At 68.8% G+C, this 19,245-nt stretch carries 15 protein-coding genes; 11 read left to right on the top strand and 4 right to left on the bottom strand.

Translation table 11 applies throughout. The features are described from left to right. The first annotated feature begins 1 nt into the window (after position 1). Genes ACWGE0_RS43495 through ACWGE0_RS43475 form a run of 5 tightly spaced genes read left to right on the top strand, consistent with a single transcriptional unit; the run spans position 2 to position 4,494 of the window. Positions 2-1,120, top strand: a complete 1,119-nt coding sequence (locus ACWGE0_RS43495) for a glycosyltransferase 87 family protein (protein WP_452266704.1) — start codon at positions 2-4, stop codon at positions 1,118-1,120. Next, on the top strand, positions 1,117-2,340 hold the full coding sequence (locus ACWGE0_RS43490) for a sensor histidine kinase (RefSeq protein WP_452266703.1): 1,224 nt from the start codon (positions 1,117-1,119) through the stop codon (positions 2,338-2,340). Before ACWGE0_RS43495 ends, ACWGE0_RS43490 begins: the two co-directional genes overlap by 4 nt. After that, positions 2,337-3,011 (top strand): response regulator, encoded by a 675-nt coding sequence (locus ACWGE0_RS43485; protein ID WP_452266702.1) that lies wholly within the window; start codon positions 2,337-2,339, stop codon positions 3,009-3,011. Before ACWGE0_RS43490 ends, ACWGE0_RS43485 begins: the two co-directional genes overlap by 4 nt. A gap of 47 nt (positions 3,012-3,058) precedes the next feature. Further along, positions 3,059-3,631: a TetR/AcrR family transcriptional regulator gene (locus ACWGE0_RS43480; protein ID WP_452266701.1), complete on the top strand. Its 573-nt coding sequence runs from the start codon at positions 3,059-3,061 to the stop codon at positions 3,629-3,631. Further along, the gene (locus ACWGE0_RS43475) at positions 3,616-4,494 is read left to right on the top strand and encodes an SDR family NAD(P)-dependent oxidoreductase (protein ID WP_452266700.1); all 879 of its coding nucleotides are present in this window, start codon (positions 3,616-3,618) and stop codon (positions 4,492-4,494) included. The genes ACWGE0_RS43480 and ACWGE0_RS43475 overlap by 16 nt, the downstream gene beginning before the upstream one ends. On the opposite strand, the gene ACWGE0_RS43470 is transcribed toward ACWGE0_RS43475, so the two are convergent. Continuing rightward, the gene (locus ACWGE0_RS43470) at positions 4,471-7,368 is read right to left on the bottom strand and encodes an ATP-binding protein (RefSeq protein WP_452266699.1); all 2,898 of its coding nucleotides are present in this window, start codon (positions 7,366-7,368) and stop codon (positions 4,471-4,473) included. The two genes, ACWGE0_RS43475 and ACWGE0_RS43470, sit on opposite strands and share 24 nt — an antisense overlap. Positions 7,369-7,504: 136 nt before the next feature. Here ACWGE0_RS43470 and ACWGE0_RS43465 point away from each other — a divergent pair, with 136 nt between their 5' ends. Together ACWGE0_RS43465 and ACWGE0_RS43460 are read left to right on the top strand one after the other, a co-directional pair. Then, entirely contained in the window at positions 7,505-9,079 is a 1,575-nt protein-coding gene (locus ACWGE0_RS43465) for a S8 family peptidase (protein WP_452266698.1), read from the top strand. Positions 9,080-9,100: 21 nt separating this feature from the next. Beyond that, positions 9,101-10,633 carry a S8 family serine peptidase gene (locus tag ACWGE0_RS43460; protein ID WP_452266697.1) on the top strand — a complete coding sequence of 511 codons (1,533 nt, stop codon included), beginning with the start codon at positions 9,101-9,103 and terminating at the stop codon, positions 10,631-10,633. A 71-nt stretch (positions 10,634-10,704) separates the two neighbouring features. Here ACWGE0_RS43460 and ACWGE0_RS43455 read toward each other — a convergent pair whose 3' ends face one another. Both ACWGE0_RS43455 and ACWGE0_RS43450 read right to left on the bottom strand, forming a co-directional pair. After that, a complete protein-coding gene (locus ACWGE0_RS43455) occupies positions 10,705-12,507 on the bottom strand; it encodes a trypsin-like serine protease (protein ID WP_452266696.1) in 1,803 nt (600 codons plus the stop codon). A gap of 128 nt (positions 12,508-12,635) precedes the next feature. Then, positions 12,636-14,165 carry a phospholipid carrier-dependent glycosyltransferase gene (locus ACWGE0_RS43450; protein ID WP_452266695.1) on the bottom strand — a complete coding sequence of 510 codons (1,530 nt, stop codon included), beginning with the start codon at positions 14,163-14,165 and terminating at the stop codon, positions 12,636-12,638. A gap of 159 nt (positions 14,166-14,324) precedes the next feature. Between ACWGE0_RS43450 and ACWGE0_RS43445 the strand changes: the two genes are divergently transcribed. From ACWGE0_RS43445 to ACWGE0_RS43430, 4 genes are read left to right on the top strand one after another with little or no spacing between them, the layout of a single operon-like run. Then, positions 14,325-15,296 (top strand): serine hydrolase domain-containing protein, encoded by a 972-nt coding sequence (locus tag ACWGE0_RS43445; RefSeq protein ID WP_452266694.1) that lies wholly within the window; start codon positions 14,325-14,327, stop codon positions 15,294-15,296. Positions 15,297-15,331: 35 nt separating this feature from the next. After that, complete coding sequence (dinB, locus tag ACWGE0_RS43440) at positions 15,332-16,522, top strand: DNA polymerase IV (RefSeq protein ID WP_452266693.1); 1,191 nt, start codon at positions 15,332-15,334, stop codon at positions 16,520-16,522. A gap of 16 nt (positions 16,523-16,538) precedes the next feature. Further along, positions 16,539-17,315, top strand: a complete 777-nt coding sequence (locus ACWGE0_RS43435) for an alpha/beta fold hydrolase (RefSeq protein WP_452266692.1) — start codon at positions 16,539-16,541, stop codon at positions 17,313-17,315. Between the two features lie 19 nt (positions 17,316-17,334). After that, positions 17,335-18,147: a helix-turn-helix domain-containing protein gene (locus ACWGE0_RS43430; RefSeq protein ID WP_452266719.1), complete on the top strand. Its 813-nt coding sequence runs from the start codon at positions 17,335-17,337 to the stop codon at positions 18,145-18,147. Here the strand turns inward: ACWGE0_RS43430 and ACWGE0_RS43425 are convergent. Then, positions 18,141-19,073, bottom strand: coding sequence for a glycoside hydrolase family 6 protein (locus ACWGE0_RS43425; RefSeq protein ID WP_452266691.1), 933 nt, complete (start codon positions 19,071-19,073; stop codon positions 18,141-18,143). The genes ACWGE0_RS43430 and ACWGE0_RS43425 overlap by 7 nt on opposite strands. Between the last annotated feature and the right edge of the window lie 172 nt (positions 19,074-19,245).

Raw genomic sequence — 19,245 nt, 5'->3', positions numbered from 1 at the left:
TGTGCTCAAAATCCGTTCTGTCCCAGCGGTTGTCGCGGGTGCTTTCCTCCTTTTCGGACTGGTGGGGTGGCTCGGCGGTCTGCATCTCGGCATGGACAGCGCGGTCTACCGTTCCGGGGCGCTGGCGGTGCTCAACGGCGAGGCGCTGTACGAGCACCTGACCGCGACGCCGGACTGGTGGGTGGACCTGCCGTTCACCTACCCGCCCATCGCGGCCGTCCTGTTCCTGCCCCTGGCGCTGCTGCCGATCCAGCTCGGGTGGGCGGTGTTCGCCGCCGGTACCGCGCTCGGGGTCGGCGCCGTGCTGCGCTGGAGCACCGGGCGGATGCCCTCACTGCTCCTGCTCGCGCTGGCGTTCAGCCTCGAACCGGTGTGGCGGACCATCGGGTTCGGGCAGATCAACGTCGTGCTGATGGCGATGGTCGTGTTCGACCTCCTGCGCGCCACCAGGTGCTCGGGCGTGCTCATCGGAGTCGCCGCCGCGATCAAGCTGACGCCGCTGATCTTCGTGCTCCACCTGCTGGTCACCGGCCGGGTGAAGGAGGCGGGACGGGCGATGGCGACGTTCTGCGGCTTGCACCTGTGCGGGTTCCTGCTGCTGCCCAGCGACTCGATCCGGTACTGGGGATCGGCGATGATCGGCGGGAACAACGCCACGGGCAACGGCTACATCTTCAACCAGTCCTTCTCCGGTGCGGTGCAACGGCTCACCGGCGGCGCGGCCTGGGCACCGGTCCTCGTCGCGGTGCTCAGCGTGTGCTGCGTGGTCGTCGCGGCGATCCTGGCGCGCCGGACGCACCTGCGCGGCGAGCACCTCGCCGCCGCGCTGATCACCGCGTTCTGCGGGCTGCTGGTCAGCCCGATCTCGTGGTCGCACCACTGGGTGTGGGTGGTACCGCTGGTGGCGTTGCTGGTCCGCCAACCGGATGTCCTGCTGGTGTGGGCCGTCTTCACGTGGTGGTCGCTGTTCATCTCGTCGGGCAACGCCTTGCTGGACAACCTCTACGTCGTCGCGGCGCTCGCCGGAGGCGCGATCTGGTGGGCACGCGGTCGATCAGAGGGTGATGTACGTTCAGCGCGAACCGATGCGGGGGCGCTGTGGGGGCGGTGGAGCGGATGAAGGTGCGGCAGTTCTTCGCCACCGGTGCGTCCACGCTCTTCTCCGCGGATCGTCTCGTGCGGACGCCGGTGTCGCCGGAATGGCGGCGCATCCGGCTGGTGCTGACCTACGGCGTGGCGTTGTGGGTCGTGTTCCTGAGCGTTGTCGCCCCGCCCGACCTGAGGCTCGACCAGCCGTCGATTCCGGGGTGGTGGTTGACCGGGCTCACCGTGGCGGCGGTGCTGCTGACCCTCGCGCATCCGTTGTGGGCGTGGCGATTGATGGCGGTGCTGATGGTGTTGCCGCCACTGGTTCTCCAAGGGCTCGCCCGCGAGTGGGGCTGGCCGTGGACGCCCGGCATGGCGGTCGGGGCCGCGGTGGTGCTGCTCGTCGTCGCCCAGAGCTACCGCCAGGTCGTGCTGGTGTGGGTGTTCGTCTACACGATGGTCGTGGTGTGGCTGCACCTGCCCGACTACCGGGACGTCTTCCTGGTGAGCGGCTTCGTCACCTGTGTGCTGGTGGTCGGCAACGCCATGCAGTTGCGGCGCATCGCCGAGACCGAGCGCAACGAAGAACATCAGCGCCGGCAGACGGAAGAGGCGCGGGCCGCCACCCTGGCGGAACGCGCGGTCATCGCCCGCGAGCTGCACGACGTCGTGGCACACCACATGTCCGTGCTCGCCCTGCGTGCGGGAAGCGCCTGCTACCGGTTCGCCGATCTGCCACCGGAACTGCTCACCGAGTTCACGGAGATGCAGGACACCGCTCGCGAAGGACTGTCGGAGATGCGCCGGCTGCTCGGTGTGCTGCGCAACGAGGACGGACGCGTGGAGACGGCGCCACAACCGCGCGTCGAGGAGATCGCCGAGCTGGTGGACCGGTTGCGGGGCGCGGGAGTCGCGGTGTCGTTGCAGATAGAGGGGAACGTGCAGAGCGTGCCGAGCGGGGTGGCGCTGTCCGCGTACCGGATCGTCCAGGAGGCGCTGAGCAACGCCGTCCGGCACGCGCCGGGGTCCACTGTGGACGTGCGGATCGCGGCGGACTCGGCGGAGCTGCGGCTGGCGGTGGACAACGGTGAGGCCGCGCAACCTCCTCCGCCACCGGACGACCGGGCCAAGCACGGCCTGCTGGGCATGCGGGAACGGGTGGCGACCCTGCACGGCACGTTCCGCGCGGGGCCGGGTGAACGAGGTGGGTTCGTCGTGGCGGTCGCGCTGCCGCTGAACGGGAACGAGGGATGACCGGGGTGGACACGACGGTGCTGATCGTCGACGACCAGACGATGGTCAGGCAGAGCTTTCGCGCCGTGCTCGCCGCACAACCCGACATCACGGTCGTGGGCGAGGCGAGCAACGGCGCGGACGCCGTGCACGCGGCCATTCGCGACCGGCCGGACGTCGTGCTGATGGACGTCCGCATGCCGATCATGGACGGCCTGGAAGCCACCAAGCAGATCCTCGGCAATCCCGACCTCGCCGACACCGTGCGGGTCCTCATGCTCACCACGTTCGACGTCGACGAGTACGTCTACGGCGCCCTGCGCGTCGGCGCCAGCGGGTTCCTGCTCAAGGACGCACCGCTGGAGGACCTGGTCAACGCCGTGCGGGTCATCGCGGCGGGCAACGCCCTGTTCGCCCCCGCCGTCACGCGCCGGCTGGTCGCGGAGTTCGCCGCGCGCAGGCCGGAGACCGTCAAGCCGGAACGCGCGGACCGGCTGACCGCGCAGGAGCTCAAGGTGCTGCGGCTCGTCGCGCGCGGGATGTCGAACAGCGAGATCGCGGCCGCGCTCGTGATCGTCGAGCAGACGGCGAAGACCCACGTCAGCCGGGTGTTCGCCAAGCTCGGGGTGCGGGACCGGGCCCAGGCGATCGTCGCCGCCTACGAGATGGGCATCGTGGTTCCCGGCGAGTAAAACTAGAACGATTTCAGTTTCGGAACCGTTCTGGCTATCGTGGAGGCATGACAGCCGGACGACGTGACCGCAAGAAGGCCGCGACCCGCCAGGCGCTGGCCGACGCGGCGCTGACCCTCTTCCTCGAACGCGGCTACGACAACGTGACGGTGAAAGAGATCGCCGAGGCCGCCGACACCGCGATCGCCACCCTGTTCGCGCACTTCCCGGCAGGCAAGGAAGCACTGATCCTCGACGACAGCGGCGAGCGCGAGGCATCTCTGACGGTCGCGGTCCGCGAGCGCCCCGAAGGCAGTTCGGTGCTCGACGCCCTGCACGCGTTCTTCGCCGGGCGAGCACCCTTCCGGGAGGACCTGCCCGAGGAGTACCGGCGCCGCATGGACCTGGTCCTGAGCACTCCGGCGCTGTGGGCCTACGCCCGCACGGTCTGGGTCGCCTGCCAGGACACTCTCGCCGTGCTGCTCGCCGAGGCCACCGGGCTCGCCGAACCGGACGACTCCCTGCACGTGCTGGCCCGCTACGTCCTCGAGACACCCGACCTCGCCTCGGCCAGGCCCGACCGCACCGCGGCCCTCGCCGAAGCGTTCTCCCACCTCAAGCAGGGATGGCCTGGACTGTGAACGTCCTCGTGACCGGCGGCAACGCGGGCATCGGCTACTTCACCGCGGAACAACTCTCCGAAGCAGGAGCGACTGTCGTGCTCGGCAGTCGCTCCCAGGCCAAGGCGGACGCGGCCGCGGCGTCGATCCGCGCCCGCGTTCCCGGCGCCGACATCCGCCACATGCCGTTGGACCTCGGAGACCTGTCGTCGCTGAAGTCCTCCGTGGACGGTCAGGATCCCCTGGACGCGGTCGTGTTCAACGCCGGCATCGCGCTGGACGAACCGGTCCGGCGCACGAGCGCCGACGGCCACGAATTGATGTTCGCCACCAACCACCTCGGGCACTTCGCGCTCACCTGCTGGCTCGCCCCGCTGCTCACGACCGCCCGGATCATCACCGTCGGCAGTTTCGCGACCCGTTCCGAGCGTCTCGACCTCGACGACCTGCAGTCCACCCGCGACTACGACCCGAAGCGGACCTATGGACGCTCCAAGCTGGCCCAGATGAGCTTCGGCTTCGAACTCGACCGCCGCCTGCGCGCCGCCCGCAGCAACGCGATGAGCGTCGTCGTCCACCCCGGCGGCGCCCTGGACTCCCTGACGCCCTCACGGCCGGGCGTCCACACCCGGCCGGCGTCCACCCGGATCGCCGGACTTCTGTTGCACGGCAAGGACTCTGGCGCGCGGCCGGCGGTGCACGCCGTGATGGACCCGGCGATCGAAAGCGGGCAGCTGTGGGGCCCGCGCCAGTTCGGCCTGCGCGGCAAGCCTCATCTCGAAAAGCCGCACGCGCACATGACCGACCCCGAAACCGCCGCGGTGCTGTGGGAGAAGAGCTGCGAGCTGACCGGTCTCGACCTAGGCGAGGTCCTCGGCTTGTAGCTCGGCCCGCGACGACACACCGAGCTTTCGCAACACCCGCGCCGCGTGCTGCTCGACGGTGCGCGGCGACAGGAACAACACGTCCGCGATCTTCCGGTTGGTGTGCCCGGCGACCAGCAGCCGGGCGACCTCCTGCTCGCGGGGTGACAGCTCGTCGCCGTACCCGCGCCTGCCCCGCCGCGACGGTTTGCCGCCACCGATGCTGCGCAGCTGGTGCCGGCACCGGGCCGCGTCACGGGTGGCGCCCAGGCCGTCGAACGTGTCGACCAGCGACGACAGGATCTCGGCCGCCTTCTCCTGGTCGGACGGCAGCAGGCAGGCGGCTTCGCGTTCGGCTACCAGCGCGGTGCAGTAGGGGGCGGGCAGCGCCGTGTAGCGGTCCGCGGCCTCGCGGAAGAGCGAGACGGCGGCGTCGAGCTGACCACGTGCCTCGGCGAGCAGGCCGCGGCACCAGGCCAGGGCGGCGAACGCCATCGGGGCGTCGCGGCCCTCGATCCCCGCGGCGATCTCCTCGATGAGCGTCTCGGCGTCGGTCTCGCGCCCGGCCGCGAGGAAGGTGGCCACGGCGACCGGGCCCAGTTCGGTCGCCCACACCCACACGCCTTTCGTGCGCACGATCGCCAGGCCGCGGTCGACGTCGACGCAGGCACGGGTGATCTCGTCCTGGGCCAGCATCGTGCGAGCGAGAGCCGCGCAGCCCGCGATGGCGACCGGCGTGATCGACTCCTCGGGCGCGAACGCGCCGGTCTCGGTGAGGTAGCTGGTGGCCTCCGCCCACTCGCCGCGGGCCGTCGCGAGCGAGCCGAGGATCAGGCAGAGCTCGCTGGCCAGCGGGAACAGGTCGCGGTACTCGTCGAGCAGGGCCGCGGCGCGCTCCGCCAGGCCGTCCCAGTTGCCGATCAGCCAGTCGAGGCGGGCTCTCGTCGCGTGGGCCGTGCTCGCGACGAACGGGGCGCCGCACTCGGCGGCGAACCGCAGGCCGTTGCGCAGCAGGTCGGCGCACAGGTCGAAATGGCCGGTCGTGGTGAGCGCGTCCGCGAGGTTGCAGTGGGCACGGGCGAGCTGGCGCAGTTCGCCCGGTGTGGACGCGGGCGAGAAGTCCAGTGTGGACAACACTGCCGGGTCGCCGAGGTGCATCCGGGAGCCGACCTGGTTGGCGTACAACGACATCTGCAGCTCACGGTCACCGGCCGCCGCACGGTCGCGCTCGACCCGGTCGAGCCACGGCTGGACCTCGCTCATCGGGGTCATGCCGAGGTAGGACAGTCCCAGCACGGCGGCACCCCGCGCGGCCAGGTCCGGCCGTTCGGCCAGGTCGGCGACGGCCCGTTCCAACTCGACGCGGGCCTCCTCGATGCCGCCTGCCTGGCGGATCAGCAGCACGCCGCGATAGTGCCGCACCTGCCCGCGCGCGGCCGTGGACAGCCGCCGGTCGGACAGCAGGCGTTCCAGCGTCTCGGTCGGATCCAGCTGGTCGAGGCCCTGGTGGGCGATCTGGCCGAGCTTGATCGCGAGCCGGTCGACGTCGGCGGCGGGCACGGCCGGGTCGAGCAGCAGCCGTTGCAACAGGGCAGTGGCCGTGCCCGCGTCGCCGATCTCCACGGCACGGTCGGCGGCGGCCTCGCCGTAGCGCAGCCACGCCGAGGTGCGCCCGGCGCGTTCGCTGTGTTCGGCGAGCTGGACCAGCGGACGCGGTTCGACCTGGTCGAGCACCTCGACGGCGCGGTGGTGCAGCTCCTGGCGATCCGGGCCGCTCAACGTGTCGTAAACAGCCTGCTGAGCCAGCGCGTGCCGGAAGCCGTACCGCCGTGCGTCGACCTCGTGCAGTACGTGTCCGCTCAACGCGTGAGTCAACGCCGTACGACTGTCGCTGACCTCGGCCACCTCACCGAGCAACTCGGCCGACGCGGGCGCGCCGAGCACCGCTGCGGCCTGGACGAGCCGGGTGGCGGCGGCGGGCAGCGCGGCGAGGCGCTCGGCCATGGCGTCGCGCAGCAGCACCGGCACGTCCACGTTGTCGAGCAACCGGCGGGCCGTGGCGGTGTCCGCGTGCACGGCGCCGGCGGGGTTTCGCAACGCACGCAAGGTTTCCTCGACCACGAACGGGATGCCCGCCGTGCGTTCGTGCAGTTTGGCGGCGAACTCCGCGGACACGGTCTCGCCGTCGAGGATGGCCGAGGTCAGCGCCCGCACCTCGGCAACGTCGAGCGGTTCGAGTTCGAGCAACGCGCTGGTGATCCCGGTGGGCGGCCGGTACGCCGATCCCAGCGGCACGCCACCCGGCACGTCCTCGCGGCGGTACGTGACCACGATGGACAGATTGGCCGGCGGATCGCCCATCAGGAACCGCAGCAGCTGACGGGATCCGTCGTCGGCCCAGTGCAGGTCCTCGACGACCAGCAGCACGGGTCCGAGCACGCCGATCAGCTCGCGCATCGCCCGGAACAACCGGTGCCGATCGGCACGCGGATCACCGGTCGGCGGAGGTGGCGCGGGCAGGTACTCGGCGAGTTCCGGCAACAGTGAACCGAGCACGCCCGACACCGGGCTCAGCCGCGAGTGGTTGCGCGCCAGGCGATCCGTGCAGTCGCGCAGGGCCTCGAGCACCGCGCCGTACGGGAAGGGCTCCCCCACCGGCTGGCAGTGGCCCATGAGGACGGCGATCGGGCCGAGATCCGCGTCCAGGAGTTCGCGCACCAGGCGTGACTTCCCGACGCCCGCCTCGCCCTCGATCATCACGACGGCCGGCTGGCTCGGCACGGCGGCTCGCAGCGCGCCGAGCTGGTCACCTCGCCCCACCAGCACCGGCGAGCTCGTGCGCATCAGTCCGCTGGGGTCGCAGCGCCGCGCCCTGGACTTCGGTGTCCGGCTCATCCGCACCGATGTTAGGTGAAAGACGGGTATCCCTACGTAGCGATATCCGGATTGTTCGTCGTTCCAGGTCGCTCGATGGTGATCGGCACGTGGTCGCCCACCCCTGCCGAGGCGGCCCGAGAACGGAGAACCAGAGATGCGACTTGATCGCACAACACGCGTGCTCGCGGCGACAGGCATCGGCCTGGCTGTCGTGGCGGCGGTGAGCAGCCCTGTCTCCGCCCAGACCGGTTCGATTCAGCCCGGTTCGATCCAGAAGACGGACCAGCCGGTCGCGGGCAGCTACATCGTGGTGTTCAAGGACGGCGCGAGCGACGTTCCCACCACCAACACCAAGGCTCTCGACCTCGCCCGCAAGCACGGCGGCAAGGTCAGCAGCACCTACGTGGCGTCCGTGCGCGGCTTCGCGGTGAAGATCGACGAGGCGGCGGCGCGCAGGCTCGCGGCCGACCCCTCGGTCGCCTACGTGCAGCAGGACGGCTGGGCGCGGATGTCCGACACCCAGACCAACCCGACCTGGGGCCTCGACCGGATCGACCAGGCGAACCTGCCCGTCGACGCGAAGTACACCTACCCGAACACCGCGTCGAACGTGACCGCGTACATCCTGGACACCGGGATCTACAAGGCGCACACGGAGTTCGAGGGCCGCGCCAAGGACGGCTACGACTTCATCGACAACGACCCGGACGCCTCGGACTGCCAGGGGCACGGCACGCACGTCGCGGGCACGGTCGGGTCGAAGACCTACGGCGTGGCGAAGAAGGTGAACCTGGTCGCGGTCCGCGTGCTCGACTGCTCCGGCAACGGCCAGTACTCGCAGATCATCAAGGGCATCGACTGGGTGGCCCAGAACGCGACGAAGCCGGCCGTGGCGAACATGAGCCTCGGCGGAGGCGCGGACTCCACTGTGGACAACGCGGTGAAGCGCGCGATCGCGGCAGGCGTCACGTTCGGTCTGGCTGCGGGCAACAACAACGGCGACGCCTGCCAGACCTCCCCCGCCCGCGTGCCGGAGGCCATCACGGTGGCCGCCAGCGACTCGGCCGACAAGCGCTCGATCTACACCGGCGGGCAGGCGTCGAACTGGGGTTCGTGCGTCGACATCTTCGGCCCCGGCTCGAACATCACCTCCACCAAGAACGGCGGCGGCACCACGTCGATGGGCGGCACCTCGATGGCCACCCCGCACGTCGTCGGCGCCGCCGCGCTGTACGTGTCCGCGAACCCGTCCGCCACCCCTGCCCAGGTTCGCGACGCGCTGGTGAACAACGCCACGACCGGCAAGATCACCGATCTCCAGGGCTCGCCGAACAAGCTGCTGAACATCAGCTTCATCGGCGGCGGTGGCCCGGACCCCGAGCCGTGTGCCGCGGCTACCAACGGTGACGACGTGTCCATTCCGGACAACAACACCGCCGTGACCTCATCGGTGACCGTGACCGGCTGCACCGGCAAGGCCTCGACCACCACCAAGGTCAAGGTCGACATCAACCACCCCTATACCGCTGACCTGGCCATCGACCTGGTCGGGCCGTCCGGTGCGACCTACAGCCTCAAGAAGGCACGCGGCAGCTCTTCGAACGGCGTGCACGAGACGTTCACCGTCGACGCGTCCGCGGAGAACCGCAACGGCACGTGGAAGCTGCAGGTGACCGACGTGTGGGCCTACGACAGCGGCAACATCGACGCCTGGACCCTCACGTTCTGACGAAGCCCGGAAGGATTTCCCATGCACCGCACCACTTGCGGGCTCGCCATCATCGTGACCGCCGCCGCTGTGCTGGCCACCCCGGCGCAGGCCGCTGAAGCCGACTTCGTGCGAGCCAAGAACCCCGCGGCCGGCGGCAGTTTCATCGTGTCCCTCAAGCCCGGCGCCGCCATCCAGTCGACGTCGAGCGCACTCACCCAGAAGTACGGCGGCAACCTGGACGCCGTGTTCTCCCACGCCATGCGCGGCTTCCAGGTCAGGAACCTGACCGAGGCCGGCGCGCGGAAGCTGGCGGCCGACCCCGCCGTCAAGGCCGTCTACCAGGACGGCACCGCGAAGGCGCTGGACGTGCAGACCAACCCGACGTGGGGCCTGGACCGCGTGGACCAGGCAGCACTGCCGCTGGACAAGAAGTTCACCTATCCCAGCAGCGGCGCGTCGAACGTGACGGTCTACATCACCGACACCGGTGTGAAGACGTCGAACGCCGAGTTCGAGGGCCGGGCGTCCGTCGGCGCCGACTTCATCGAGGACGGCCAGAACGGCCAGGACTGCTCCGGTCACGGCACGCACGTGGCGGGCACGGTCGGCTCGAAGACCTACGGCGTGGCGAAGAAGGCCAAGCTGGTCTCGGTCCGCATGCTCGGCACCAGCTGCACGGGCAACGGCCCCGACTCGGCCGGCGTCAAGGCCATCGAGTGGATCACGGCCAACGCGCAGAAGCCCGCCGTGGTCAACGCTTCGTGGACCTTCGACACCGCGGACATCGGCAACGACGCGATCGCCGGCATGGTGAACTCGGGCGTGCAGATGGCGGTGGCGTCCGGCAACAGCTCCACCAACGCGTGCAGCACCGGCCCCGCCAAGATCGCGGCACTGATCACGGTGAACGCGACCTCGTCCAACGACGCGCGTGCCTCGTTCTCGAACTACGGCACCTGCACGGACATCTTCGCCCCCGGTGACAACATCACCTCGCTGGGGCTCAACGGCGGTTCGGCGAACATGTCCGGCACGTCGATGGCCACCCCGCACGTCGCGGGTGTCGCGGCGCTCTACCTGTCCGCCAACCCGTCCGCGAGCCCACAGGCCCTGCGCGACGCCCTGGTGAACAACGCCACCGACGGCAAGGTCACCAACCCCGGTACCGGTTCCCCGAACAAGCTGCTCTACAGCGGTTTCATCGGCGGCGGACCCAGCCCCGAATGCGGCCCCGGCACCAACGGCGACGACGTGTCCATTCCGGACACCAACACCGCTGTCTCGTCGCCGGTGACGATCTCGGGCTGCACCGGCAACTCCACGGCCTCGGCAACCGTCAAGGTCGACGTCAACCACACCTACACCGGTGACCTGGCCATCGACCTGGTCAGCCCGTCCGGCAAGTCCTACGTCCTCAAGAAGGCCAGCGGGGCTTCGTCGTCCGCCGGAGTCCACGAGACCTACACCGTTGATCTGTCCTCCGAGGCGCGCAATGGCACGTGGAAGCTCCAGGTGACGGACGTCTACACCTACGACACCGGCAACATCGACACTTGGACCCTCACGGTCTGATTGTCGCGCAACGGAAACGAGCCCCGGAGCCGATGTGGCTCCGGGGCTCTTCCCTGTTCCCCCAACGGGGTCTAGCGGGTGACGGTCAGCGTGAACGTCGTCGTGCCGGTCTTCCCGTCGGCCGAGGTGGCCTTGATGGTGATCGGGTAGGTGCCGGGCGGGGTGGAGAAGTTCGTGAAGATCCAGACGTTGCTGCTGCCGTTCTGGCCGATCGTGGCCGGGTTGAACGACATCTGGGCACCGGTGGGCACACCGGACGCGGTCAGCGTCAGGTTTCCGGTGCCACCACTGGCCTTCACCACGGTCTGACCCAGCAGGCCCTGCTTGACGCTGGCCGACGACGGCGTCGCGGTCACCGTGACGTCGCCGGTCGGCGGGTCGGTACCTTCGACCGTGAGCGACACCGTTGTGGTGGCGGTCTTTCCGCCCGCATCGGTGCCTGTGACCGTGATGCTGGAGGTACCGGCGACAGCAGTCGCCGACACGTCCAGCGTCAGCTTCGACGAACTGCCCGCGCCGATCGACGCCGGCTGGAAGGTCGCCTTGACGCCGCTGGGCACACTCGACGCCGACAGGTTGATCGTCTGACCGCCACCGGTGCTGGAGATGGTGGTGGAGACGTACTTGCCCTTGGCCGCCTTCACACTGCTCGGCGACGCCGCCAACGTGAAGTCGCCCGGCTGCGGGTCGCCGCCACCGGTGACGGTCAGCGAGAACTTGCCGGACGCCGTCTTGCCGCTCGACGTGGTGCCGGTGATGCTGACCTCGTAGGTGCCGTTCGGTGCCGAGGTGGCGGCGTCGAACGTGACCTTGGCCGAGTTGCCGGTGGTCACCGACGTCGGCTGGAAGACCGCCTTCACCCCGCTGGGCAGGCCGGACGCCGACAGCGTGGCGTTCTCCGCACCACCGGAACCAGCGGTCGTCGTGATGCCGGCGGACAGCGTCTTGCCGGCCGCGACCGAACCGCTGCCCGGCGCGACGGTCAGCCCGAAGTCACCGACCGGGGGCTGCTCGCCGACCTCGGTCCTGACCCAGTCGCCCATCTCGTTGTCCAGGCGGCCGTAGATCGAGTACCACTTGAAGTCCGACCGGCTCCACGACGCGACGCCGTAGATCTTGCCGTCGAAGATCAGCGGGCCGCCGCTGTCGCCGGGCAGGATCGAGATCCGGCCGTCGGAGTACCCGGCGCAGATCATGTACGCCGACTTGAAGCCCGCGCCGACGCCCTGGCAGACGCTGTCACCGTTGACGACCGGCAGGCTCGCCTTGTCGAGGGTGACGTCCTGCGAGTTGTCGTTGAAGTCCTTCTTGCCGTAACCGAAACCCAGTCCGGTCTTGCCCGGCGCGGCACCACCGGAGTCGGCCGAGGTGGCGAACTTCGGATACGCGGCACCGCCCTTCAACGCGATGTCGCGGTCCACCGTCACGACGGCGACGTCGTAGCCCTGGTCGAAGTTGACGTACTTCGGGTGCTTCTTGTAGCTGACGACGTTCACCGCGAACCCGGTGCCGTTGCCGTTGTTGTAGTCCTTGAGGTCGTCGAGCCCGTAGACGAACTTCTTCTCCCCCTGGGCATCCGCGCAGTGCGCCGCGATGAGGATCTTGCGGGGCGCCACGACGGTGCCGGTGCAGGTCTGTCCCTGCGGCCGGGTGCCACCGGCGCGGATGCCCGCGATGATGCCGGGGAACTCGCTGACGGTGGCGTTCTGCCCGCCGACGAACATCGGCGAGGCATCACCGAGATTGGCGGGGACGGTGTCCCCCAGGTAGTTCGCTGCAGGGGCGTTCTGCGGCGCGGCGTGCGCGATGCCGAGTGGTGCCAGCACCGTGGCCGCGGCCAGGGCCAGCAGACCCCAGGACCGTGGTGTTCTCACGTTGGTTCCTCTCCGGAGCTCCGAACGCCCACCTCAGGGCAGGGGTGGTGGGCTTGCGATCACTCTCGGAGCACCGCCGGTGAGGAACAATCAGGGTCGGCATCCGTAGGGGTACGGAACTTTCTCGTCTACGCCCTGCGGAAGATCGTGATCGAGTGGCCGACCTCGTCGATCGGCGTGCTGGTGGCGATCAGCGCCTTGAGCCGGGTGTCCGCCTTCGCGATGGCGGAATCCGAGATCACCAGCAGTCCGTGCACCTGCTCCGGTGGCACGGTGCGCGGGTCCTCGGCACGAATGCCGTAGTACTCCGGCACTCCGGCTCCTTTGTAGATGAGCCAGGTCCGTTCACTCGGATAGCGCTTCAACCGTTCGGCCAGCCGACCCAGGTCCTGTCCCCAGTCGACGTTCGAGTCGTGCAGGTGCTGGTGGGTCTTCGCCGGGCCGCCGAACGCCTCGTTCGAGTAGGGCAGGTAGTACGGGAACGCGGCCAGCGAACTGACCGCCGCCACGACGACCGCGGCGATCGCCCAGCGTCTGCGGGTCGCGACCACCGCGGCGGCCGCGACCGCCAGGAACATCGGCACGAAGATCGCGTACCGCACGCCCAGGTCACGGCTGCCGGTCATGGCCGCCGCCAGCAACACCGCTGTGGGAGCAAGAACGTACGGCGCTGCCGTACGCAGTTTCGCTATGGCGATGATTCCGGCGAACCAGAGCACGAGCGCACCCAGCGGTGTCTTCACCAGCAGCGCGGCGGGCAGGTAGTACCAGTGCGAGCCTTCGTAGTGCTCGCCGAACAGGTACCCTCCCCAGACCCGGTTTTCGAACCCGAACTGGACGCGCATCCCGTCGAGGTACGGCCCCGGGAACGGCGCGAGCGGATCCACGGCGACGTACGACGCCCACACCACGGCGACCGCGATCAACGACATGGTGGCAACGCCGCGCATCCGGTGCGTGCGGAAGACCAGGAACAGCAACACCGGGACCGCTGCCAGCGCGTTCATCTTGGTGGCTAGTGCCGCGCCGAGAGCGAGTCCGGCGAGCCACACGTAGCTCGGGTTGCGGCGGGCGCGCCACAGCAGCCAGGCCGACGTCAGCAGGAACCCGGCCGCCGGAACGTCCAGCGTGGCGAGCGATCCGTGCGCGATGAGGTCCGGCGAGAACGTGTACAGGCCGAGCGCGACGAGTCCGCCGGCGTTGCTGGTCAGGTCGCGGGCGAACAGGAACACCACGATCCCGAACAGCAGCGTCAGCACGATCATCGGCAACCTGGCCAGCAGCAACAGGTGCTGCGGATCGTTGCCCGACTCGTACAGCACGTGCCGGCCCAGTTCGGTCTGGTCGCCCTGGAACGCGGGATCGAGGTGCGGCCCGGCGAAGACCAGACCGGTGGCCATGATCAGCTTGCCCAGCGGCGGATGTTCGGGGTTGTACCGCAGGCTCTGCTGGTCGAGGTAGACGGCCGCGGTGCCGACGTAGACGGGCTCGTCGATCGTCGGTGACTGCTCCACCGCCGTCGTGATCATCGCGATCGCCATCTGGGCCAGCAGCAGCGCGGCGACCAGCGCGAAAAACCACCGGCGGTGCGCTACCGGTGGCTGTTCGCCGGAGCGCACCCCGATGGTGCGAGGCAGCTGGATCGTCGCGAGCGACAACCGGGGTCCTTTCACGTGCGTGACCAAGCCCGACACTCCGGAAACGGGATGCCCGCCGGTTTGGTTGCCAAAGCATTTCTGCCGGGCAGCTCCCCTGGGCGGTCCGATGAACGGGAAATTCGTTCAGGGATGACCGCGACCCAGGTCTAGCCTGCGGGAATGCCGATCGAGGACGTGGACAGGATCGCCGCAGAGACCGGTTTCTCCGGTGTGGTCTCGATCGACCGCGCCGGAGTGGTCGAGTTCGCGAAGGCCTACGGGCTCGCCAACCGCACCTATCAGGTGCAGAACACGCTGGACACGAGGTTCGGCATCGCCAGCGGCAGCAAGGGTTTCACGGCCCTGGTCGTGCACTCCCTGGTGCGCGATGGCGCGCTGGAGCTCAGCACGACCGCCCGATCGCTGCTCGGCGACGACCTGCCGCTTATCGCCGACGACGTGACGGTCGAGCACCTGCTCACGCACACGTCCGGCATCGGCGACTACCTCGACGAGGAAAGCGACTTGCAGTCCAACGACTACCTGGTCGGCGCCGTGCACGAGCTGACGACCACCGAGGCGTTCCTTCCGCTACTGGACGGGATTCCCACGAAGTTCAAGGCCGGCGAACGGTTCGGCTACTGCAACGGCGGTTTCGTGGTGCTCGCACTCCTGGCGGAACGGGCCAGCGGCACCGGCTACCACGAGCTCGCTCGCGAACGCGTGCTCCGCCCGGCCGGCATGACCCGGACCGACTTCCTGCGCGCCGACGAACTCCCCGCCGACGCCGCCGTCGGCTACCTGGACGGCATGGACCGGTCCAACATCTTCCACCTGCCGGTGCTCGCGACCGGGGACGGCGGCATCCACACCACGGCCGCCGACATGTCCACGTTCTGGCGCGCGCTCTTCGCCGGCGCCATCGTGAGCGACGTGGACGAGATCGTGCGGGCCCGCGTCGACGTGCCCTCGGAGTCCATGCGCTACGCCCTCGGTTTCTGGCGGCACGAGACCACCGACGAGGTGATCCTCATCGGCGGCGACGCCGGTGTGTCGTTCAAGTCCACTCACGACCGTCACACCAGCACCACCCGCACCGTCCTTTCCAACACCGCCCCCGGCGCCTGGCCGATCGCCCGCGCGATCATGTGACAGCACTGTTCTGAACGGGTGACGGATGCGAACATGTGTTCGTGAGCACCCCGATCCTGCACGCCGACCTGGACGCGTTCTACGCCTCCGTCGAGCAACGGGACGATCCGAGCCTGCGCGGCCGCCCGGTGATCGTGGGCGGCGGCGTGGTGCTGGCCGCGAGCTACGAGGCCAAAGCGTTCGGGGTGCGCACCGCGATGGGCGGCGGACGCGCGCTGAAGCTCTGTCCACACGCGATCGTCGTGCCGCCGCGCATGTCCGCCTACTCCGCCGCCAGCAAAGCCGTGTTCGAGGTGTTCCGCGACACGACCCCGCTGGTCGAAGGCATCTCGATCGACGAGGCGTTCCTCGACGTCGGCGGCCTGCGCAAGATCGCCGGCCCACCGGAACTGATCGCCGCACGGTTGCGGGCAGCCGTGCTCGCGGACGTTGGCCTGCCGATCACCGTTGGCGTGGCGCGGACGAAGTTCCTGGCCAAAGTAGCCAGCGGCGTCGCGAAACCGGACGGCCTGCTGGTCGTGCCGGCGGACCACGAACTCGAGTTCCTGCACCCGCTACCGGTCGAACGCCTGTGGGGCGTAGGCGAGGTCACCGCGGCCAAGCTCCACACCCTCGGCATCCGCACCGTCGGCCAGGTAGCACGCCTCGACGAGAACGACCTGGTCTCCATCCTCGGCCGAGCAGCAGGCAGGCACCTGCACGCGTTGGCGCACAACCACGATCCACGCCCAGTCCAAACCGGACGCCGCCGCCGCTCGATCGGTTCACAACGAGCTCTTGGCCGCAAGGAACGCACACACGAAGACCTGGAAGCCATCCTCGCCTCGCTGATCGACGGCATCTCCCGACGCCTCCGCACCGCCCACCGCGCGTGCCGCACCATCATCCTGCGCCTGCGTTTCGCCGACTTCACCCGAGCGACCCGCTCCCACACGCTGCGCCACCCGACCACCGACACAGAAGTGCTGCTGACAGCGGCAAAACAGGTCCTCGACGCCGCAATGCCCCTGATCGAGGCCCGCGGCATCACGTTGCTGGGCGTGTCCCTGACCAACCTCCAGAACGACACACCGATGCAGATGACCCTGCCGTTCGAGGAAACCAGACCCGGCGCCCTGGACGCCGCACTGGACCACGTCCGAGACCGTTTCGGCGGCTCCTCGGTGACCCGCGCGGCCCTGCTGGGCCGCGACCCCGGAATCTCAGTCCCCCTTCTCCCCGACTGACCCATACGCTCCGATCATGCGACTGCACGTTCACCAATGGGGCCAGGGTCCACGCGTGGTGCTGGTACACGGCGGCGTACTGGGCGGCCGCGAAACCTGGCGAGCCCAACGCCCCCTCACCACCCGCTGGACCCTCCTGGCCCCAGACCGCCCAGGCCACGGCCAATCACCGCCCGCACGCCAGGACTTCGAACCAGAAGCCGCCCTGATCGCCGACCAGCTTCTCAACCAGCCCAGCCACCTCGTCGGCCACTCCTACGGCGCCATCGTCTCCATGTACGCGGCAGCTCTGCGCCCGGACAACGTCCTCTCACTGACCATCGCCGAACCACCCTCCACCGCCGTGGCACGCGGCATCCCGGCCGTGGACGAGTACGCCACCGCCATCCGCTCCCTGATCGACTCCGACCTGACCCCACCCGAAGCTCTGCGCCGCTTCTTCGCCATCGCAGGCGTCCCAGTCGAAGTCCCAGACGAGCCCCACCCCACCCTGCTCAAGGGCATGCAACAACTACTGGGCGCCCGATCCCCAGACGAAGCCACCCCACCACTACCCGCACTGCGCGACGCCGCGTTCCCGATCCTCGTCATGTCCGGCGGTCACAGCGAGGCACAGGAGATCATCTGCGACACCATCGCCCGCGAAACGGCCGCCTCCCGCGCAGTGTGCAAAGGCCGCGACCACCTGGTACCGGAAGCCCCCGACTTCAACGCGGTACTGGAACGCTTCCTCGCCTCTCCGTCCGACTTTCACCCGATCGAGCCCGTATCATGGACCGATTCCAAGCCATAGCGTCGAACGCGTGACGACCATGAACTCCACCGCGTACAGCCGCGACCTGGGCGACGAACTCCGCCAGCTGCGACAGCGCTACACCGGCCTGCGAGGCCGTGGCCTGGCCGTCCAACTCGGCTGGGACCCCAGCAAGGTCTCCAACGTAGAACACGGCAAGATCCGCGCCAGCGAGTTCGACCTGGCGCAATACCTCACCGCCTGCGGCAAGGACATCGACTTCATCGAGGACTTCTTCCGCCGCTACCGCAACGCCTTCGACCCGTACTTCGTGCAGGAACCCAGCACCCTCCGCACCCTCGCCATGTCCGAAGCGTCCGCCACCAAGATCACGGCCTACGACGTCCTCACCGTCCACAGCCTCCTGCAGACCCCGGCCTACACCCGCGCACTCCAAGCCGCCACCCACGAGGCCGGCACACCCGACTACGACCGCCAGGCAGTGATGCGCCGCCCCACCAGCCCCGAATGCACCTTCTACCTGCACGAAATCGCCCTGCGCATGCGCCTCGGCAGCGAACAGGTGATGCACGACCAGCACCACAAACTCCTGGCCCACGCCAACATCGTGCGCATCATCCCCCTGGAAGCGACCACAGCCGCCTTCCAGTCCAAATGCACCCTGTTCGAGTTCGACAAGTCACCCACGGTCGTCTACGCGGAATCCGGCCACGCCAAGGTCTTCACCCAGGACCAGCCAGCAGTAGACCGCGCCGAAAAACTCTTCGACCTCCTGGACTCCGTAGCCCTGGACGAAAAACAGACCCAGCGCAAGCTGACCGAATACACCAGCCAGCTAGCGCAGGTCCGCGCCCTAACAGCTCATCAGTAGCCGTACACCAGATCAAACGCCAACTGCGGATCGAACTTCCCAGCATCCACCCCAGGCGCCTTCCCACAACGCCCATCCGAATCCCCAGGCACCTTGACCCACAACAACATCTCGGCCCCACCCCCAACCCGAGCCGCCGCACCAAGCTTCCGCCCACCGGGGTTGCACCACTCCCCGTTGTGCCCGTTGCCATTACGACTCGTATCAACCACATACGGCTTCACATACCCAGGCAACGCCCCACTGACCGCATCGCCATACGCCGTAGAAGCAGCCGTCGTGTGGTAATTCGACACGTTGATCGAGAACCCACGAACATTCCGCACACCAGCCGCATCAAGCCGCGCCGCCATCGCATCCGCAGCCACCCACTGCGCATTACCGGCATCCAGGTACGCCCACGTGTTAGGCGCCTTGGCCTTGAGCACCTCGGTGGCGTACTTGATCATCGCCGTCCGCTCGGCAATCTTGCCGCTGTCCATGCAGTTGAAGTCCGCCAAGGAGTCCGGCTCGATCACCACAACAGCGGGCCGGGAACCGATGCCCTCGGCGAACGCGCGAATCCAGTTCCGGTAGGCCTCCGGCGTGCCCGCACCACCCCCGGAGTGCCCGCCACACGCGTCGCGCCCAGGAATGTTGTAGGCGACCAGAACCGGCAACTTGGTTCCGGTCTTGTTGACGTACGCCGAGACGGCGGGCTTGATGTCGCCGCTCCACGCCCCAAACCACCGCGCGATCGGCTTGCTGGAAATGTTCGCCTTGATGGCGGCCTGACGGCCGTCAGTGGGGTGGTCTCGCACCCATACGGCGGGGTTGGAGTCGGGGTCGACGTAGAAGCCGTCGGTGAGGGTGACAGGGCTGGCGGCGTGGGCGGCCGGTGCCGCAACCACCACCGCCAACAGGGCCAACACAAGTGCTCTAATCATGCTCGGAACACTCGCGCGGTCCGCTTAAGACGCGGTTAGTCCGCGCCCAAGCGAAGGCGAAGCCGAGCACAGGTAGTGGGTGGTGGGCTCCCCCGTCTAGCGCTCCTCAGCACTTGCTGCGGCAGGGGAGGGATGTCAAGTCCGACACGCTTTTCGTCGGACTTGACATCCC

The sequence above is a fragment of the Lentzea sp. NPDC054927 genome (assembly GCF_053610285.1).
This window is presented reverse-complemented; position numbering and strand designations above follow the sequence as displayed.